This window comes from bacterium (assembly GCA_020444325.1).
Classification (GTDB): Bacteria; Bacteroidota; Ignavibacteria; order SZUA-365; family SZUA-365; genus BM516.
The window spans coordinates 63,847-83,508 of record JAHLLD010000009.1 but is presented as its reverse complement, the minus strand read 5'-3'; the positions used below and the strand labels follow the sequence as shown (position 1 = coordinate 83,508).

Sequence of the window (19,662 nt, the reverse complement as noted above, 5' to 3'; positions counted from 1 at the left end):
TACCCGCATGTTTAATTCTCTCACGGAACGTATTCCGCCTCTCCGCAGGGATCTCGAACTTCTGCCTGCACAGCAGGAAGGTGAGGATATCCTCGTACTTCATGATCCCGCAGGCTACTCGAACAAGTCGCTCTCGCTGCATCCCGAGGCGCGTCTGCTTCTGGCGCTTTTTGACGGAAGCAAAAGCATCAGTGAACTGCAACAGGAGATCAAATCGGAAACCGGCATGGGGATAGATCCCGCGCCTCTGCTGCAGATCATCCAGGCACTGGATGAATGCTACTTTCTCGAGAATGATCGTTTCGTTGCTTTGCGGGTGGAAATGGATGCCAATTACATGGCGCAGGACGTACGGCATCCGGCCTATGCCGGGCAATCCTATCCCGAGGACGCCGAAGAACTTACGGATTTTCTGCAGGAGCTCTTCGATGCCGATGGTTTCTCGCCGGAAGAAGGAAAGCTGCTCGGTGTGCTCGCCCCGCATATCGATCTGAAAATCGGACCCCAGGTCTACGTGCCTGCGTTCAAACAGCTGCAGTCGGCGGATTTCGATACCGTGGTCATTCTCGGCACCAGCCACTACTCGTACGAGGATCTGTTCCTCCTGACCGAGAAGGATTTTGCCACACCGCTCGGCACGATGAAAACGGACAGCGAGTTGGTGCGCAGTATCCATGCCGCCAGCGGCGATGTCTTTACACGGAGGGATGTGGCGCATAAGCAGGAACACTCCATCGAATTCCCTGTGCTTTTCCTTCAGCATGCCTTTCGCGGGAGGGATGTTCGCATTCTTCCCGTGCTGTGCACGGCTTTTGAGGAGTTCCTTGTCGAAGGGACGCGGGCCTCGGCGGACGCCAAATACAACGCGTTCATCAATGCGTTTCACCAGGCGGTCTCGGAACTCGGGCGGAAACCTGTATTCGTCCTGAGCGTCGACTGGTCGCATGTGGGACGAAAGTTCGGCGGCGAAACCGACGCCGCGGAGCTGCTCTCCACGGTGCGGGAGAGTGATTCACAGCAGCTGCAACTGCTCGAGAAATGCGACTATGACGAATTCTACAACGTACTCCGTGAAAACAGGAATGCTACCAACATCGACGGGTTCGCCTGCATCACCACGTTTTTTGATCTGATGAAACCTGCGCGTGGCAGCCTGTTCGATTATCAGCAATGGCATGAAGAGGAGCGCGCGTCCATGGTCAGCTTCGCAAGCATGGCATTCTTTGCCGGGGAAGGAGATGCATCGTAATGTATAATCGTGATCAGCGTTCCCCTCGCTTCATAGATACCCACTGCCACCTGTTCTGGGATACTTTTCAAAAGGATCTCGACGAGGTGATCGCGCGCGCACGTGCCGCGGGTGTGGACCGCATGCTCATCCCGGCGACGGATTTCGAAACGTTCGAGGAAGCACGCATCATCGCGGAGCGATTTGACGGCGTGTATCTCGCCGTGGGCATTCATCCACATGATGTCGGTGAGGCGTCACCTGATTTTGTGCAAACGCTGCGCAGCCTGGCTGCGCATCCGAAAGTGGTGGCGATCGGCGAGATCGGACTGGATTATTACTACGATTTTTCCACTCCCGCGGTGCAGCAGAAAGCACTTCATGCGCAGATTGAAGCCGCGATTGCGCTACAGCTCCCCGTCATCCTGCATAACAGGGAATCGGATGACGATTTGCTCGCCGTTCTTCGTGAGCATCAGGACGGAAGTCTCGAGGGACAGTTTCACTGCTTTTCTTCAGGTCCCGCGTATGCGCGTCAGGTACTGGACGCAGGGTTCCATCTCTCGTTTACCGGCAATGTCACCTTCAAGAAAAGCGTGCTGGATCCGGTGCTTTCATTTGTCCCGGATGACCGCCTTCTCATTGAAACGGATGCGCCTTTCATGACGCCGGTGCCGGATCGAGGCAAGCGCAACGAGCCGTCATACATCCCCCGCATTGCTGAGCGATACGCACAGGCACGACATCAGTCGATTTTTCACATTGCCGCTGTCACGACACAAAATGCCGAGCGGCTCTACTCATTTTCAGCAGCAGAGGAGCGGGCACAGGTATGAGCAGCGAAGCATTGGAGCAGCGGGACAAGGCATTGGAGCAGCGGGACAAGGAAATATCACCGCTCGAGGTCCGGGAGGGAGATCGCGTACTGCGTTCGGAAGAACTGAAAAAGCGCTACAAAAAACGCTTCGTGGTCAAGGGCGCCAGCGTATCCGTACGCCAGGGTGAGATCGTCGGGCTGCTCGGTCCCAATGGGGCAGGTAAGACAACAACATTCTACATGATCACGGGAATGATTCGTCCCACCAGCGGCAAAGTGTTCATCGACGACCGGGAAATTACGCGTCTGCCCATGTACAAACGGTCCCGCCTTGGAATCGGTTATCTCCCGCAGGAAGCGTCGGTGTTCCGGCAGCTGACGGTAGAAGATAATCTGCTTGCGACACTGGAGGCGATGGGACTCAATCGCAAGGAGCGGAAAGAACGGGCGAATCAGCTGCTCGAAGATTTCAACATTGCCCATATCCGCGACAGCAAGGGATACATGCTTTCGGGCGGAGAGCGGAGAAGAACGGAAATCGCCCGTGCCCTCACCACGAACCCCAGTTTTATTCTCCTGGATGAGCCATTCGCCGGAGTGGATCCCATCGCCGTGGAAGATATCATGCGTATTGTCGAGGAACTCAAGCAGCGGAATATCGGCGTCCTTATCACAGACCACAACGTACACGAGACACTTTCCATCGTTGACCGGGCATATCTGCTGTTCGATGGCAATATTCTCATGGAAGGGGACAGTGAGAAACTGGCCAATGATGAGGAAGCGAGAAAAATTTATCTCGGCGAGAGCTTCAAGCTCGACCGGTACTAAAAATCCGAAAGAGATTTTTTTTCTGAAACCCGCCCGGGTCCGAACTATTCACCCCCATCTCTGCGTTTCATTGCTGTACACATTCCACCACAGTGCAGCTGACGCATATCCCATGCTTGCCTATACAAAAACCACCGAGGGCGTGACCGTCACCGTCCAGAGCTATTTTCTTGAGGAACGGTCCGATGTGATGAAGCGGAATTTCTTCTTTGTCTACTTCATTACGCTTGAAAACCATTCAGACCAGCCGGTAAAGCTGCTCAGGCGGCACTGGAACATTCACGATTCAGACGCGCCGGATTATGAGGTAGAGGGCGAGGGTGTCGTGGGCGAGCAGCCGCAGATCAAGCCCGGCGGCACGTATCATTACAACAGTTTTTGCGTGCTGAAATCGTTCGCCGGCGCTATGGAGGGGACATATTCCATGCAGCGGGAAGATGGCAGCAGCTTTGAGGTGAATATCCCGCGTTTTCATCTGAAAGCACGGCTGAATTGACGGGAATTGTCAGGGGTGGATAAGATCAGAATGTGATATGCAGAAACTGCATAAAAAAACGATCCTCCAGATGGAGGATCATTTTTTTTATGCACATTCTGCATATTTCAGGGGAGCTTATTCGGTGGAATCATCACTCTTGTCATCGCTTTCGTCGACAATGGATGTCTCTTCCGCCGGAGAATTGCCGCTTCCATCGTCTGTCGTATTCGAGAATTCGAAGCCATGCTTGTCCTCGGCCAGGGTAACCAGAATGGTACTGCCTTCGGGGAAGCGTCCCCTGAGAATCTCTTCGGCGAGGGGATCTTCGATGTAATTCTGCAGCGCACGGCGCAGGGGACGTGCTCCGTAATTAGGATCGAAGCCCTTTTCGGCGAGAAAGTCTTTGGCATCTGCCGTAAACTCGAGCGCAAGCCCCATATGTCCGAGACGATCGAAGAGCTTCTTTGTGGAAATGTCGATGATTTCCTTGATATGCTCTTTGGTGAGGGAATGGAACACGATGCTTTCGTCAATACGATTGATGAATTCTGGATTGAAGAGCTTCTTCATTGAGTCTTCAAGCGTCTTCTTCATATCTCGATACTGATGCTTCTCTTCCGGTTCCTCACCGAAACCGAATACACCTTCCTGGCGAATCTCTCGTGCCCCGATGTTCGAGGTCATGATGAGAATGGTGTTCTTGAAATCCACCCTGCGGCCCAGTCCGTCGGTGATAATACCATCATCGAGCACCTGCAGCAGAATATTGAACACGTCCGGATGCGCTTTCTCGATTTCATCGAGCAGCACGACGGAATACGGTTTGCGACGGATTTTTTCGGTCAGCTGGCCGCCTTCTTCATACCCGACGTATCCTGGAGGAGCACCGACCAGGCGGGAAACGGAGAATTTCTCCATGTACTCACTCATATCGATGCGCACCAGCGCATCTTCGGAATCAAAGAGGTAGCGGGCGAGCACCTTGGCGAGTTCAGTTTTTCCGACGCCTGTGGGACCGAGGAAAACGAAGGAACCAATGGGACGCATGGGATCTTTGAGTCCTGCACGTGTTCGCCTGATGGCACGCACCAGTTTGTCGATCGCTTCATCCTGTCCGATAATCTCGGTCTTCAGCTCGTCGCCCATTTTGAGCAGTTTCTGGGACTCCGACTGTGCGATGCGGTTGACCGGGATACCGGTCATCATCGAAACGACGTCGGCGATCACCTCTTCATCCACGTCATGGACGATACTCTGTGACTGGGTTTCCCACTCACGCTTTGCTTCATCAAGTTCGTTCAGAAGCTTTTTCTCAATGTCGCGCAGCCGTGCGGCTTCTTCGAAGTTCTGGTTGCGCACGACCTGGTTCTTCTCGCTTTTGATCTTCTCGATTTCTTCTTCCAGCGTGACGATGTTTTTCGGAACGACGATGTTCTCGAGATGCACGCGGGCGCCTGCTTCGTCCATCACGTCGATGGCTTTGTCCGGCAGGAAGCGGTCGGTGATATAGCGGTCGCTCAGACGCACGCAATCGTCGATTGCACGTTTGGCGTAGAGTACGTTGTGATGCTCTTCGTACTTGTGCTTGATGTTATCGAGAATCTGAATGGTTTCTTCCACTGTTGTGGCGTCGACCATGATTTTCTGGAAACGGCGATCGAGCGCGCCATCCTTTTCGATGTTCTGGCGGTACTCGTCAAGCGTCGTCGCGCCGATGCACTGAATGTCACCGCGTGCGAGCGCGGGCTTGAACATGTTCGATGCATCGAGTGAGCCCGAGGCCCCGCCGGCACCCACGATGGTGTGCAGCTCGTCGATGAAGAGAATGATGTCACGTGCCTTCTCGAGCTCGTTCATCACGGCCTTCATGCGTTCCTCGAACTGTCCGCGGTACTTGGTGCCCGCGACCAGGGCTGCGAGATCCAGCGTCACCACACGCTTGTTGTGCAATACGCGTGATACTTTCTTCTGCACAATGCGGAGGGCGAGTCCCTCGGCAATCGCCGTTTTACCGACACCCGGTTCACCGATGAGCACGGGATTGTTTTTCTTGCGGCGAGACAGCACCTGGGCAACGCGTTCGATCTCTTTTTCGCGTCCCACGATGGGATCGAGCTTGTCTTCGATCGCCAGTTTGGTCAGGTCGCGTCCAAAGTTATCGAGCACCGGCGTCTTCACGCGTTCGGATCGCTTCTCCGCCTGTGCATGCGTGCCTTCGCTACTCCGCTCGGGTGCCTTTCCCGGCTCCTGCGAAGCGGCAGGTGAGGAGGGCTTGCCGCTGATAATGTTGTCGAGTTCATTGCGCACGAGGTCGTACTGCACATTGAACTGGTTGAGAATCTGTGCAGCGATGTTGTCATCGTCCCTCAGCAGGGAAAGGAGAAGATGCTCCGTTCCGATGACTTCACTCTTATAGAGTTTTGCCTCGAGGTAGGTGATCTTGAGAACTTTCTCGGCCTGCTTTGTCAGCGGGATATTACCGATCGTAATGGTACCGCCGGATGAGCGAACGGTGTCTTCGATGCTCTTCTTCACCTGGTAGAGGTCGCAGCCGAGATTGCGGAGGATTTTGACAGCGATGCCTTCCCCTTCGCGGATAATGCCAAGCAGGAGATGCTCGGTGCCAATGTAATCATGTCCAAGCCGCAGCGCTTCTTCGCGACTGAGCCGGATGACCTCCTGCACTCTGTTTGAAAAATTGCCTTCCATATGTCTATCCGGGGATATATAAGTCGTGCTTGAAAAGCCCCCTTTGCGTGCGAGGCGCGATGTATCATGTACTACAATAAAAATAGTGCTAGGGTTCCCCCCTTGCAAGGCCACTCTTTGTCCCTCCGGTACCTCCCCGTGTTCCGTGGAAGCTAAAAAATGATGATCCAGAGCGTATAGTCAAGAATCAGGATCATGGCGGAAGAAAGCACAAAAGCACGAATTGTCGAACGGCCGACCCCTTCCGCGCCTCCAGCGGTCTTGAAGCCGATGTGGCAGCCGAGAATCGAGGTGACTCCGCCGAAGGCGAGGGACTTGATGATACCGGAAATAATGTCCTTCGACTGGAAAAAACGCTCGACGCTGCCGAAGAAAACCTGGGGAGTAAGGTCCAGAAAGAAGTTCGCAACGGCAAAGGCACCGATGAGTGCAATCCCGTTCGCAAAGACGACCAGCACAGGCATCATGAGCACTGCACCGAGGAAACGTGGCATGGCCAGGTAACGCACTGGATTGATTGCCATGCTCTCGAGTGCATCGATCTGCTCGGTGACCTTCATCGTTCCGATTTCTGCCGCGATCGAAGCTCCCACGCGTCCCGCGATGACAATGGCGGTGAGTACGGGACCCAGCTCAATGAAGATTGCGCGGCTCACCGCACCGCCGATCAGTGAAAAGCTGATCATCCCCTGGAACTGATATGCAGCCTGCCACGAAGAAACCATGCCGGTGAACAGACCGATAATGAGTACAAGCGGCAGCGATCCTACGCCGATATGCGCCATCTGCTCGATCACCAGATGCCTGTCCCTGAACAGACGATGCATGCTGCGCAGAATATTCCACTGCAGCCTGCTGACCTGTCCCAGCTCCGTGAAAAAGCCGATCGTCCTCCGGCCAATTATGTCTATGCCGAACGTCATGATCGCAATGTAATGAATAATGTTGTTTGCTCCGCTTTGCGTCGCAGGCGTTTGCTCCGCTTTGCGTCGCAGGCGTTTGCTCCGCTTTGCGTCGCAGGCGTTTGCTCCGCTTTGCGGAGTAGGTGTTTCTCCGCTGTCGCGGAGAGTTTTTCGCACCGCTTGCGCGGTGCGGTTATTTGCTCCGCTGCGCGGAGCAGGTGTTTGTCCAGCTGCGCTGGACCAAGAACTCTCCCCGCGGAGCGGGGAGAAACGCCTCCTGCCGCGAAGCGGGAGGAAAAGACTACCGATGAGCGACACGAGGCTCTCTGCCTCTTCAGACGGAGTCAACAGAGCTCATCGGTATATGCGGAGGCCTTCGGTGCAGTTGCGGCACATCTCTATACTGCGGCGATCATGGAGGATGCGGCGGCGGAAGTCGTGATATTCTTCTGATTGCCAGATGTCCGCGAAGCTGCGGCCGTTGAGTTGACCGAGGGGATACTCGGCGTCCTTGTCGAAACAGCAGGGCACGACGACACCATCCCAGGTCACGACACTGCGCTCCCACAGTCGCACGCAGCGATTGTGCAGCGCATTGCGCGTGCGCAACTCGCCATCGACATTTTCGTAACGGGAATACTTCGGGTTGCTCGGGAGAAATTTCTCCGCGCCTTCAATCGAGTACACCTGCATGGTCTTGAGCGCCACCTGTGCATGATATTTCGCGGCGAGCGCTTGCAGCTTGGGCAGTTGTTCTTCGTTTTGTTTCGTCACGAGAAGCTGCAGTGTGAGTTCGGTGCAGCTGCGTTTCGTCTCGCGTCGGGCAGCGTCGAGGTTCTCGAGCGCTTCATGTACTTTTGCAAGGCTGCCGCCAACACGGTACTGCTCGTACACCTCCTGTGTGAGTCCGTCTATGGAGATAATGAGCCTGTCGAGTCCGCTCGCTATGACCTCGCGGGCTTTTGATGAACGAAGGTAATGTGCATTGGTGCTGATGGAGACGTACATGCGGCGGTTGCGCGCATACCGCACCATGTCCAGCAGTTCATTGTGAATGAAGGGTTCCCCCTGGAAGAACAGCTGCAGATAAAACACTTCGTGACGGACCTCATCCACCAGGCGACGGAATTCGTCCATCGGCATCAGTCCCATCGCTCGCACCATGGCTCCGTTGCCTGAAGGACATTCGGGACAGCTGAGGTTGCAGCGGTTTGTCGGCTCTATCGTCAGCGTCCACGGTTTCCCCCACACGATGCTGCGTCCGGTACGCGCGGAGAGCTGATAGGAAATCGACATCCTCAGGAAATTCCAGGCACGGCGAAGGGTGAAACAGCGAAGAAGATTTCGAACAGTGCGCAGTGTCATGCGCCTTCCTTTCTCGCAAGAATGTACCAGGTGGGGTTGAGCCACCGATTGAATATCCCCGGGGTATCACGCACCAGGACGCGAAGCGGGTACTGTAGTCCCGTCGCCCGCAGTGCGCGCACAATGCGCAGATGCATGTCGCTCCACACCACGGTTTCGGGATGCGTGAACAGTTGTTTCGCGGCGGCGCGATTGACATAACGCCAGCTGAATCCGGCGTTGCCGAGCAATGCGCTGAGCTGCTCGGCACTGAGCAGCTGTGCAAGATCATCGCGGTCGGCGTCCGAGGGACGACGTCGGCGCAGGATGGGACGCAATTCTTCACGCGATTTTCGGCTCACCAGCGGCAGTCCGAAATGGGGGTCTGCCACGAGATTCGGCAGGGCATTCCTGTTCGGCGTGCTGAGATAGAGGATGCCGGAGGGACGCAGTACGCGTGCCATTTCGCGAAGCACAAGCTGTGGATCCGTAACATGTTCGATAACATCCTGCAGCACCGCGGCATCAAAACTGCGGTCTGCAAAACGAAGGGAAGTCAGGTCGCCAGCTTCTGCCTCGATACGGCTTTGGTTCTCCTGCAGCATGGTGAGACGAGCGGGATTTCTGTCAACTGCCGTAACGTCCGCCCCTGCATCGGCAAGAGCAATGCTCGTGCCACCCACACCGCAACCGGCATCCAGCACCCTTGCCTCACGAAGTGGGATGGCTTCGGAGAGCAGACGGCAGACCAGCGATCCGCGAAGGACGGCATTCTCGGCAGCACGCTTCCACCGTGGATAGTCGGGATGCGCGGTGTCAAGGTGCGACGTTGCGGGGTGCGACGTTGTGGGATGCTCGTCATCATGTGCAGACTCGACCTTACGTGAAGGTGTCGGTACAATGCGCGGGACGCTATGTGTCTTCTGCTGCATGCTACCAGCGTGAAGGACGGATGTGAGACAAAAGGGATACGATCACGGAGTAAAAAATATGAAACGCTTCCCATTTCACAAGCTGTATCCGCGAGCGCTCTGCGTCCATCCATTTGAACGGGGCGACGAGAAAGCCTGTCGCGTACCAGAGCGTCCATACGATGAAAATGGGAGGGAGCAGTTTTTGCATGCCGGGAAGAACAGCGATGAGGATGAGACCGGTGAGTACCGTCAGCAGTTCGACCCCGAGGAAGATCCCGAGCAGCCATGCGCCGCGTCCCTGATACGACGCCCCGACACGGTAATGCCTGAGTTTCTGGCGCAGCAGTGCGCGCCAGGAGGCGGGAGTGGAGGACCAGACCATCGCATCCTGTTCGATGCACATGCCGATGCGCGCGCCCTGTGCATGCATACGCTGCAGCAGCAGGTCGTCGTCTCCCCCGAGCTGCCCGAACAGCGGTTCGAGTCCGCCGCACCGCTCATACGCCTCGCGGCGAAATCCCCAGCTGCGTCCCGTTGCCATGTACGGGACGCCCCAGGCCGTGGCAGCGGACATCATCGCAAGCGTACGGCATGCATCGAATGAGGAATATGCAGAATGTGCATATCGTGTTGATCGCAGGGGCGCGAGTCCCGCTGCGACATCATTCCCGCGCTGCAATGTGCGCAGCATTGCCCCTGCCCATTCTTCCCCCGCCTCACAATCCGCATCCGTCAGGAGCACGATGTCCGTCTGCGCTTCGCTGATTCCGCGATGAAGCGCAAACTTTTTCGGAGAAACATCGTCAGGGACGCTGTCGATGCGCAGCAACCGCAGCTGCAGTGCACCTGTGGCACGCTCCACCACCGCTGCCGTGCCGTCCTCACTGCGATCATCGACGACAAGGACATGCAGCAGTTCCTTCGGGAAACGCTGTGCTGCAAGCGACGCGAGCAGGCGAGGGATGCGCGCCGCTTCATTATGCGCTGCAACCACAACGGTTATTTCCTCATGCCGTGTCGATTGCGGCGGAATACGCAATGCGCGTCGCCACCCGAGATAGATGAATACGAAACCGAGTGCTGTGAGCACGGCGCTGAGGATGAACACGGTGAAAAGAGTGGTCTCCATGCTCAGGATGCACCTCTCGCGCAGCGTTCTGTCAGAAGCTCTGTGAGCAGTGATTTGCTTGTGATCGGTTCCGCTCTCCCATCGGTGCGTTGCATGAGTTGTCCCATGAAGAATCCGAAGAGCTGCTGTTTCCCTTCGCAGTATTTTGCCAGTTGGTCAGGGAAATCATCCAGGATCTCTACGATATACTGATGCAAGAGGGTGGGATTGTGCAGTTGTCGAAGCTCCATATTATCGATAAGCGCATCAACGTCCTCACCTGTACGCAGCGCGGGAAGCACCTCCTTCGCAGCGGAATAACTGATTGTACCATCCTCCACGCGCATGATCAGACGTGCCAGCGAAGTTGCCGATGTACAAGGTGTGGTGTCACCGAAGGTGTGCATGTCGCGCAGGACCTCTCCGGTCATCCACTTTGCGGCGATGACAGGTGCATTTTCAATCGGAAGCCGCTTGATCAGCTGCTCATAGTAGAAAGAGAAGGTCTTTTCGTTCGTAAGCGTGGTCGCAGCCTGCGGTGACAGTCCGAAATCTTCGACATACCGCGACCAGCGCTCGAAGGGAAGTTCGGGAAGCGTGTCGCGCGCAGACTGCAGCATCTCAGATGTGACAAGGACAGGAGGGAGATCGGGCTCAGGCAGATAGTGATATTCTGCTGCGCTTTCCTTGCCACGCATGATGCGTGCCTCCTGCGCATCCTCGTCCCACAAAAGCGTCGCCGCCTCGATGGTGCCGCCGCTCTCTTGCATGCGGCGCTGTCGAAGGATTTCCCACGCGAGTGCGCGTTCGACGCTGCGGAAAGAATTCAGGTTCTTGATCTCTGTGCGCTCTCCCGCACTGCCGTCCGCGTTGCGAAGTGAGATGTTGGCATCACAGCGCAGCGATCCCCGTTCCATATCTCCGTCACTCAGGTTGAGCCAGCGCAGCAGCTGGCGCAGGGATTTCATAAACGCGGCAGCGTCGGCGGGATTGTCGAAATCGGGCGCTGTGACAATCTCGAGCAGCGGCGTACCTGCGCGGTTATAGTCTACAAGCGACCCATCTTCCGTATGCTTCATCTTCGCGGCGTCTTCCTCCATGTGTATGCGCGTCAGGCGCACATTGTCCGCTTCCCCTGAGGCATTGATGTAAGACATCGCACCGTTCGCACAGATGGGATCCCGGTACTGCGTGATCTGATAGCCCTTGACCAGGTCGGGGTAGAAATAATGTTTGCGGGAGAAAGTGGATGTCGATCGGATGTCGCATTGCAATGCACTCCCCAGCATCACGGCTGCCTGCGGGAGCGCCGCGTTCAGCACGGGCATCGCACCCGGGTGGCCGAGACAGACCGGACAGCAGCGCGTGTTCGGCGCGGCTTCCTCATCCACGGCGCAACCGCAGAACGCTTTGCTGCGTGTCAGCAGCTGCGCGTGGATTTCCAGTCCTATGACAACGTCAACACTCATGCTTCAGCTGCTTTTTCCCCGGTGCTGTGCGCGCCTGCGGGAAAGTGTTCTGCGAGGGCGGCTTTTATTTCCTGCCGCTGGACGTAGGAGAGTACCGAGAGGGCGACGTAGAATTCCTCCTTCATGCCTTTGATCGAAATGTGCATGCCAGTGGCGGAATGCCAGATGTTTTCGATTTCCTCCCAGCGGTAATCACCCGTTGAGAGCTGCGGCAGTGTATAGATATTGTTATCGTATCCCTGTGTGAGCCTCCACGACATCCCGCCATCATGAATACGTACATACTGCGCTTTGACATAGCGCGCGCGCCGGTATCCGCCAATGATCAGCACATAGATGAACCAAATGCGCAGGAGGAGAGACCATATGGAGTCCGAGGGGTGAGCAAAACTCATTGTGTACACGAAAAGAGCAACGATGGCTATACAGACCGCGACGAAGAGCAACGTCTGACGCTTTTGCCAGGGTGTCTGGATTGTGATGTCGAGTTCACGCATGAGCTTTCTCTTCCTTCAATGGATGGAGTGGGGTTGTGTCACTGCGCATTGCTGCGATGGCGCGGGCTACGGGACGCCAGAGCCAGCTGTTTGCAACCAGGCGTCCGATGAACAGCGCAACAGCTGCGGCAACGGCGCCCACGAGATCGAAGGCGACGATGCCGATGAAAAGGACGAGGATGATGGTACCGACTTCGAGTCCGGTCGCCAGGGTAATCGGACCAGTCCGTTTTGCACTCACCAGGGTAGCGCGCTGATAGGATAGCAGAACGGACGCCCCGGGAATAAGCACGAGCAGCATGGTGGGCAGCTCGGCGAACGTCGCGAGATCAGGCGTGAGTCCCATAAGCGTGACAAACCAGAAATCCGCCACCGGCGTGAATGCGATCAGTGCCAGTCCGACCACCGCACTCACCCCGAGCACTGCCGCGAAATTCCGCACGGGCACATATCCCTCGAAATGCTCTCCGTACTTCGCGATGGCCACTTCCTGATACGACAAACCGAAGCTGCGGAAAATGAACACCAGCGTATTGATCACCGGCATGACGGCGAGCGATTCGAGTGCCATGCGCGACTGTCCGAGAAAAAACGTGATCATGGGCTGCACGCCGAGCGCCAGCAGGGAGGTCAGGGCAAGAGGATAATAGAAAGCGAAAATGGAACGGTAGGTCATGCCATTATCGGAAGCGTCGTCATTGGCAAGATGTTCATGCAGCTTCGCATGCGCCATGATGCGGCTGGCAATGGCTTCAAGGGAAACACCGACCGAGAGGGAAATCGCACCCACCGCTGCACCGGGGATATGGGTAAACAGGTAGAGCAGCAGCGCCGTCGCCGCCATGCTGAAAAGGCGGATGATGGTGCCGTACGCAACGCGCCGGGTCTGGTTTCCCCGAATCATGAGTCCCTGGTAAAAGCGGCGAAAGCCGATCGCGCCAGGCCAGGGAAGCAACAGCGCTGTTGCGAGATGCGTGAGATGAGAAACCTCGGGAGGGAGACCGATCAGATCCTCCGCGATGAGGGGGAAGACCGGGGGCAGTACGAGCACGGCCATCAGCACTGTGATCCCTCCGTTGAGCAGCAACGTGAAGTTGCGCAGCTTGAGATAGGATGTGCGATTGCTCACCAGGGCGGTGGAGGCGCTCATCATCATGATGATGGGGGCTTCCACGATCAGTGCAAAGGAGAAGGCCACGCCATATGCGGCGAGATTGAATTTCGGCTCGGTCAGGCGCGCGATGATGGCTGCGAGAAAGGGTCCTTCGACGGACATCATCAGCCACGTCGCGAGCAGCGGCAGCCAGAAGATGAATATCCCTTTGTACGTCGGTATGGATCGCTCCTGCGGCATCAACGCAATAAATCTGTTTCCCCCCGCAGATGCAACTACCCCGGAATATGAACCCTCGCTACCGTCGATTCCGGAAAAGATAGTAATGCAAGGCGGTAAAGAACCCGCCCATCAGCAGGGCTGAAAATATCTGCCCCATGCGCCTGTCCTCACGTACCTGTACGATGCTCATATCCGCCAGGAAGAAGAACAGCAGGAAAAACACGCAGTAGTACAGTGCCAGGAGGATGATGTGTCCCGACAATTGCCTGCTGAAACGATATAGCTGTTCGCGCATGCTCATGCTGCTTTAAATGCATACTACTGCTGCGGCGCGCCAATCTCAAGCGTGCGTTTTCAGGGATTGTAGGTCGTTATAAAACTCACCCTTCCCCGAAAATCGGGGAAGGGTGCCTGGGTGATGGATCTATGAGTCGAGGGGGGTATTGTTCGAGTGTGTCTGACGGTGTGCAGTGGGTGACGGAATTACCAGTTGGCGTACTGCACATCGAGACGGTTTGGTTCCGGCTGCGACATGTCACATATAAGTGTCACGGTCTTTTCATCACCCACACTGGATGAAGCCGTGATGGTGAATCGATCACCGGCGCCGGCAACAGCGTAGGTCGCGTTGAGGTTCCGTCCGGTCTGCGCATCATCTGTATCCGCCATGCCGCAGTCGGCAATGGAGATATTCTCAAAACTGCGGCCACCGCCTCCGAGCACCGCAGGCTTGTGATAGAAACCCTGGGCCGCAGCGGCAAGGTGGAGGCAGTCCTCCGTGATCGCATCCCTGTTCGCCTGGTCCGCGTTCGCATCGAAGATGGTAAAGCCGATGCTGACGCCGATCCCGACGACAATGATGCCGAGAACGATAAGTAGTAGTTGTTGAGTGCCCATAATGTATCTCCTCTGCTGAAAATGGTGTTAAGCGCACTTGCACTTGAGATAACTGCGGAGCTCCGCCGCCGTCGGCGGAGCCCGCGGCACTTCCTCCAGGTTCGGAGACCTGTCTTCCTCGTAAACTTCTGAACTTCCGGTTCGCCCATATTTAAGCATGAACCGTGCCAAACGGACTCCCCGGCAGAAACCGGCGAATGCCGCTTGTTTTCTTCACTCTATGAATGCGAAATAGTCCCTGCGTTCGGATTACGAACAGGATTTCGGAGAAAAAGTCTCATTCCCGAACACGGTAATCCACGGGAATACTGTTTCCCCTTCTAAAAAGCTGCACTCACAGGGTGCTGGTCATCTGGCCGCTTCTGTACGATAACCGGTCAGTATTTCCAGACTTGTATTTGATTGTTGAAGTGCGGATTATGCAGAAAGTGCATATTCGAAAGAATCATGGAGTAAAGGGATCCCATGGGAACGTTTACCGTGAAACTGCATCGCATTCTGCATGCGCCGCCCGAACGCGTCTATCGCGCTTTTCTTGATCCGGGTGCTCTGGTGAAATGGATGGCGCCGCATGGCTTTACCGGGAAGGTACATCACATCGATGCGAAGGTGGGTGGGACGTACAAGATGTCGTTCACGAATTTCAGCACCGGTACCGTACACGCATTCGGCGGAACCTACACCGAGATCATCCCGAATGAAAAGCTGGTGTATATCGACGTGTTCGACGATCCAGGCCTTGAGGGAGAGATGGAGGTGACGATTACACTCAAGGAAGTGTCGGTTGGGACAGAACTGCGTATCGTGCAAGCTGGCGTTCCTGACCTGATTCCTGAGGACGCCTGTTACCTGGGATGGCAGGAGTCACTGCAACTGTTCGCGCTGCTCGTCGAAGCTGAGGTCCCCGACGGTGCCTGAGTGTCCGTGACGATCGCAGAGAATCCGCTTCCGTGCTGATCAGCCAAGACCGAACAGGTACCAGAGCTGCGTTACCACGAACGTTGTCGCTACGCCCATCGCGATGGGCAGCAGGGCGGATACCACGGTCCATTTCATGCTCCCGGTTTCCCGGTAAATCGTATACAGCGTAGTGCTACAGGGGTTGTGCAGCAGACTGAACAGCATGAGGTTGATGGCGGTCAGCAGCGTCCATCCCCCGGCATGGAGCACGGTGAGAATGTCATTGTTCGACTGCAGTTCGAACATCACACCGGCACCGTCGCCGACACCGGCCAGTCCCCCAACGAGAACCGTGAGCATGAGAATGGTAGGAATGACGATTTCGTTTGCCGGGATGGCGAGAATGTAGGCGACGAGGATGACGCCGTTGAGGCCGATAAATATTCCGACCGGATCGAGCCAGTTGATGAGGTGCTCGGCAATGCTCGCATCCCCGACCATGATATTTGCGGAAAGCCAGATAGCAGCACCTGCGGGCAATGCAAACTTCACGGCGCGCCAGAGTACGATGACGGTGCGATCGATAATGGAAGTGTAAATCGTCTGCCAGAAACGCGGGGGACGATAGGGGGGCAGTTCGAGGCTGTAGGCACTGGCTTCACCGCGAAGCACGGTGCGTGATAGACTCCATGATGTCACGAACGTAAGCAGCACGCCCAGCATTGCAATACCGACGACAGCCAGTGCGGAGATGAGTCCCGCCAGGTGTGCCGGTGCCAGTGCACCGATGAATATGGTTGCAAGCAAAATCTGCGTGGGCCAGCGTCCGTTACACAGTGCGAAGTTGTTGGTGATGATGGCGATGAGGCGTTCGCGTGGCGAGTCAATGATACGTGTCGCAATGACTCCCGCGGCGTTGCAGCCAAAGCCCATAGTCATCGTAAGTGCCTGCTTCCCGTGCGCACCGGCACGGTGAAATAGTGAATCGAGATTGAAGGCGACGCGCGGGAGATACCCGAAATCCTCGAGCAGGGTGAAAAGGGGGAAGAAAATCGCCATGGGAGGAAGCATGACGCTGACAACCCATGCCGTTGCGAGATACATGCCGTCGATAAGCAACCCGTCGAGCCACCACCAGAGTCCGATAGATGCAGCCGCCTCTTTCAGCAACGGATGCACCGTATCGATCAGTAATCCCGCCAGTATGGCGGACGGAATATTCGCGCCACTGATCGTGAGCCAGAATACCAGCGTGAGCAGCAGCAGCATGAGAGGGAAGCCCCAGATGCGGCTGGTGAGAATGCGGTCGAGCGTGCGGTCGAAGCCGCGGGATGCAGCGCGATCGGGTCTTGCGACCACGCGGTCGGAGATGCGTGCTGCTTCCGCGTAGAGGGATTCCGAAAGTTGATCGTGCAGCTCACCACCGATTTCCCAGCGCAGTTTCTGTGCGGTGGAGACGATGTCTGCCGCGGTAGTATTGGCAGTTGGTGTCATGCGCGTATCTCCCCGAGTTCGCCCTTGAGGAAGGCCTGGGTGATGGACTCATCCCCGTCGAGAAGCCGCAGTGCCACCCATTCGGCATTCGGGAGTCCTGGTACCGTGTTCTGTATCATCTCCGTCAGCGTCGCGAGCGAAGAACGCAGTTCGCGTGACCGGTAGCTGACGCGATAGGGCTTGGAACGCACATTGGATGCCGCCATATCGGCGATGACGTTCAGCAATTCGGGAATGCCCTTGTGCTGTCGCGCGGTCATGGGAACGACGGGCATGCCGAGATCGCGCGCCAGTCGCCGGTCATCGATCTCGAGTCCCTTGCGCTTTGCCTCATCCATGAGGTTCAGGCAGAGCACCGCGCGCTCTGTAATCTGCGAAACCTGCAACGCCAGGTTCAGGTTGCGCTCGAGGCGTGTGGCATCCACGACCACCAGCGTCACGTCCGGTTGTCCGAACAGGATGAAATCGCGCGCCACGAGTTCGTCTTCACTCGTTGCGAGCAGCGAGTACGTGCCGGGAAGATCCACGAGCTTGTAATTCCGTCCCCCGTAGGAGAAGCCGCCTTCCATGCGCGTTACGGTTTTGCCCGGCCAGTTCCCGGTATGCTGTCGGAGTCCGGTCAGCGCATTGAATACCGTACTCTTCCCGGTGTTTGGATTTCCGGCGAGGGCGACGACGAAATCGAAGTTTTCCATATCCACGCCAAGACGCTTGAGTGCACCAGCGTCATGCATGGGACAACTTGCACAGGCATCCGCAGATGCTTGTTTCCGTGCGGGTGTATTGTTCTGTGCGATGGGAAGTTCTTTTTCCATGACGGCAGTCTATTCCTCAGTGTGCGATTCCGTTGAAAGGATGGTAGGCGGAGCATTGTCCGCTGCACCATCCGCAGCCTGGACAAGGATGAGTTCCGCGAGTTTGCGGCGCAGCGCGATGAGTGAGCCGCGAATATCATACGCGACCGGATCACCGCCGGCACTGCGCATTTCCGCACTCACACGTGTACCGGGCAGAAGTCCGAGATCAAGCAGACGCCTGCGCTCACTGCCACGGATGCGCTTTGAAAGGCTGAGTACGGTGGCAAATTCGCCGGGACGCAGATCCGCCAACGAGCGTCCATCGACAGTTGCGGCGTGTGTTTGTTCCTCTGCCTTTTCCTCGATTGGTACGACCGTGACATTCCCGGCGACGGCAGATGAGAGGTTCAACTCGCGTCCTTCGCAGGCACAGGTCAGCTCTCCACCAGAATTCCGCAGCAGGTGGAGCTGTTGTCCACTTGCCACGCCTGCGGCGACAAGCTGCGCATACGCTTCCTCCGGTTCGTCTTCTACGTGCACGATACGTGCTTCCCTGCCCGCGGGCAGTTCGCTGAGCGGCATGCTGTTTTTATAATAGGCGACGTAGCCGTCGTGCGCGGGAATTGGATCGCCATGCGGATCATGCGTGGGATTCCCGAGCTGGCGGGCCAGTCCTGCCACTTCGCTGTCCGTCATCCTGTGTTCATATTCATCCGCCCTGCGATGCCACTCGGTTTCCTCATACCCGGTTTCATCAGCCAGGTAGCGTTCGTACAGCCGGTGCGCGCGCATGATGCGGAGCGCGTATTCTCGTCCCTTTTCTGTGAGCTCAAGTTCTTCGCCCAGCATTCCGTGCTGTCGGAGATCTGAGAGTACCGGACGCAGTTCCTGCTCTTCGAGTTGCAATGCGCGCAGCACATCCCTTTCTTCGGCCACACTGTCATTGAGCCCGAGTTCGACCAGGAATTTGAGAACGTCTTCTCGCAGTACACGCGCCGTGAATTCCCGGTTACGGCGCAGCAGACGCAGGAAATGGCGTCCATACCGCCAACCCAGCCAGGTAACTGCGACGATGAGCGTAAAGATGATGAGGTTTATCAATGGTTGTGACATGTCACCCCTCGCTCTGTACAAAGATTTGCTGTGCGACCATGGGACCAAGCACGACGGTGCCGCATACGCCATGCACCTGTATGGTCATGTTTCGGTCGAAAGGGGAGAGTCCCTCCACCGTCAGGCGCTTGCCTGGTACGACATCGCGCTCCCAGAGAAAACGCAGAAGCTCCGCATCGCTGTCGCTGACGCGCTCGACCACCGCATCGTCCCCAGGTTGCAGTTCGGCAAGCGAAAGGGATCGCGCATCCGGCATGTTCAGGTCGCGGTCGGGAATCGGATCCCCATGCGGGTCATGGGTGGGATTGCCAAGTAATTCCGCGACTTTTTCCTCGAACTCCTCCGAAATTACGTGTTCGAGCCGACAGGCTTCGTCGTGCACGCGGTCCCACGAATATCCAAGCACGCGATGCAAAAAGGTTTCCAGCAGACGGTGATGTCGAATCACTTTCAGCGCCCAGCGCTCGCCCTCGGACGTAAGCATCGCGCCACCGCGCTTGCGATAATCCACAAGTGGGGGCTGCTCCGCCGCGAGCCGCTGCAGGTATCCCGTGACGGAAGCCTGCGAGACTGCCAGAATTCCCGCAATTTCCTTCGTCCCGGCCCGCGCACCCGTGCGCGTGAGGTTGAAAATGGTTTTCAAGTAATCATCCGTGGCGACATTCATATCTCATACCGGAATTATGCTGTGCTAAGTCATAACTTAGGCCAGCCTAATTAGAATGTCAAGTGGATTTTTCACGCCCTGTGACCGAACTCAGGGTGATGGCACATGGCAGGTGACGTCCAGCGTCGTTGGACACAGCAGCCAACATCAACGTGGCTTTC

Annotated in this window: 16 protein-coding genes and 2 pseudogenes; 5 read left to right on the top strand and 13 right to left on the bottom strand. The window is 56.4% G+C overall.

Going from position 1 to position 19,662, the window contains the following annotated elements:
• The first annotated feature begins 7 nt into the window (after window positions 1-7).
• From amrB to apaG, 4 genes are all read left to right on the top strand, one after another.
• Entirely contained in the window at window positions 8-1,249 is a 1,242-nt protein-coding gene (gene amrB / locus KQI65_12530) for an AmmeMemoRadiSam system protein B (protein ID MCB2205561.1), read from the top strand.
• Window positions 1,249-2,064, top strand: a complete 816-nt coding sequence (locus tag KQI65_12525) for a TatD family hydrolase (GenBank protein ID MCB2205560.1) — start codon at window positions 1,249-1,251, stop codon at window positions 2,062-2,064. The genes amrB and KQI65_12525 overlap by 1 nt, the downstream gene beginning before the upstream one ends.
• Window positions 2,061-2,876: an LPS export ABC transporter ATP-binding protein gene (lptB, locus tag KQI65_12520; GenBank protein MCB2205559.1), complete on the top strand. Its 816-nt coding sequence runs from the start codon at window positions 2,061-2,063 to the stop codon at window positions 2,874-2,876. The genes KQI65_12525 and lptB overlap by 4 nt, the downstream gene beginning before the upstream one ends.
• Window positions 2,877-2,988: 112 nt before the next feature.
• On the top strand, window positions 2,989-3,372 hold the full coding sequence (apaG, locus tag KQI65_12515) for a Co2+/Mg2+ efflux protein ApaG (protein ID MCB2205558.1): 384 nt from the start codon (window positions 2,989-2,991) through the stop codon (window positions 3,370-3,372).
• A gap of 117 nt (window positions 3,373-3,489) precedes the next feature.
• Here the strand turns inward: apaG and KQI65_12510 are convergent, their stop codons facing one another.
• From KQI65_12510 to KQI65_12465, 10 genes and pseudogenes are all read right to left on the bottom strand, one after another.
• Window positions 3,490-6,063, bottom strand: coding sequence for an ATP-dependent Clp protease ATP-binding subunit (locus tag KQI65_12510; GenBank protein MCB2205557.1), 2,574 nt, complete (start codon window positions 6,061-6,063; stop codon window positions 3,490-3,492).
• A gap of 152 nt (window positions 6,064-6,215) precedes the next feature.
• On the bottom strand, window positions 6,216-6,986 hold the full coding sequence (locus KQI65_12505) for an ABC transporter permease (protein MCB2205556.1): 771 nt from the start codon (window positions 6,984-6,986) through the stop codon (window positions 6,216-6,218).
• A gap of 333 nt (window positions 6,987-7,319) precedes the next feature.
• Window positions 7,320-8,330 (bottom strand): SPASM domain-containing protein, encoded by a 1,011-nt coding sequence (locus KQI65_12500; protein ID MCB2205555.1) that lies wholly within the window; start codon window positions 8,328-8,330, stop codon window positions 7,320-7,322.
• A complete protein-coding gene (locus KQI65_12495) occupies window positions 8,327-9,241 on the bottom strand; it encodes a class I SAM-dependent methyltransferase (GenBank protein ID MCB2205554.1) in 915 nt (304 codons plus the stop codon). The genes KQI65_12500 and KQI65_12495 overlap by 4 nt, the downstream gene beginning before the upstream one ends.
• A gap of 1 nt (window position 9,242) precedes the next feature.
• Window positions 9,243-10,352, bottom strand: a complete 1,110-nt coding sequence (locus KQI65_12490) for a glycosyltransferase (GenBank protein MCB2205553.1) — start codon at window positions 10,350-10,352, stop codon at window positions 9,243-9,245.
• A 2-nt stretch (window positions 10,353-10,354) separates the two neighbouring features.
• On the bottom strand, window positions 10,355-11,800 hold the full coding sequence (gene gatB, locus KQI65_12485; protein MCB2205552.1) for an Asp-tRNA(Asn)/Glu-tRNA(Gln) amidotransferase subunit GatB: 1,446 nt from the start codon (window positions 11,798-11,800) through the stop codon (window positions 10,355-10,357).
• Window positions 11,797-12,297, bottom strand: coding sequence for a hypothetical protein (locus KQI65_12480; protein ID MCB2205551.1), 501 nt, complete (start codon window positions 12,295-12,297; stop codon window positions 11,797-11,799). Before KQI65_12480 ends, gatB begins: the two co-directional genes overlap by 4 nt.
• A gap of 55 nt (window positions 12,298-12,352) precedes the next feature.
• Window positions 12,353-13,651 (bottom strand): annotated as a pseudogene (locus KQI65_12475) (hypothetical protein).
• Between the two features lie 58 nt (window positions 13,652-13,709).
• Window positions 13,710-13,928, bottom strand: coding sequence for a hypothetical protein (locus KQI65_12470; GenBank protein MCB2205550.1), 219 nt, complete (start codon window positions 13,926-13,928; stop codon window positions 13,710-13,712).
• Window positions 13,929-14,116: 188 nt separating this feature from the next.
• Complete coding sequence (locus KQI65_12465) at window positions 14,117-14,530, bottom strand: hypothetical protein (protein MCB2205549.1); 414 nt, start codon at window positions 14,528-14,530, stop codon at window positions 14,117-14,119.
• Between the two features lie 465 nt (window positions 14,531-14,995).
• On the opposite strand from KQI65_12465, the gene KQI65_12460 reads away from it, so the two are divergent.
• On the top strand, window positions 14,996-15,448 hold the full coding sequence (locus KQI65_12460; GenBank protein MCB2205548.1) for an SRPBCC family protein: 453 nt from the start codon (window positions 14,996-14,998) through the stop codon (window positions 15,446-15,448).
• Between the two features lie 39 nt (window positions 15,449-15,487).
• Here the strand turns inward: KQI65_12460 and feoB are convergent.
• From feoB to KQI65_12445, 3 genes and pseudogenes are all read right to left on the bottom strand, one after another.
• A pseudogene (gene feoB / locus KQI65_12455) lies at window positions 15,488-17,658 on the bottom strand (ferrous iron transport protein B).
• A 90-nt stretch (window positions 17,659-17,748) separates the two neighbouring features.
• Window positions 17,749-18,834, bottom strand: a complete 1,086-nt coding sequence (locus tag KQI65_12450; GenBank protein MCB2205547.1) for a DtxR family transcriptional regulator — start codon at window positions 18,832-18,834, stop codon at window positions 17,749-17,751.
• A 1-nt stretch (window position 18,835) separates the two neighbouring features.
• Window positions 18,836-19,477: a metal-dependent transcriptional regulator gene (locus KQI65_12445; GenBank protein MCB2205546.1), complete on the bottom strand. Its 642-nt coding sequence runs from the start codon at window positions 19,475-19,477 to the stop codon at window positions 18,836-18,838.
• Window positions 19,478-19,662: the final 185 nt, after the last annotated feature.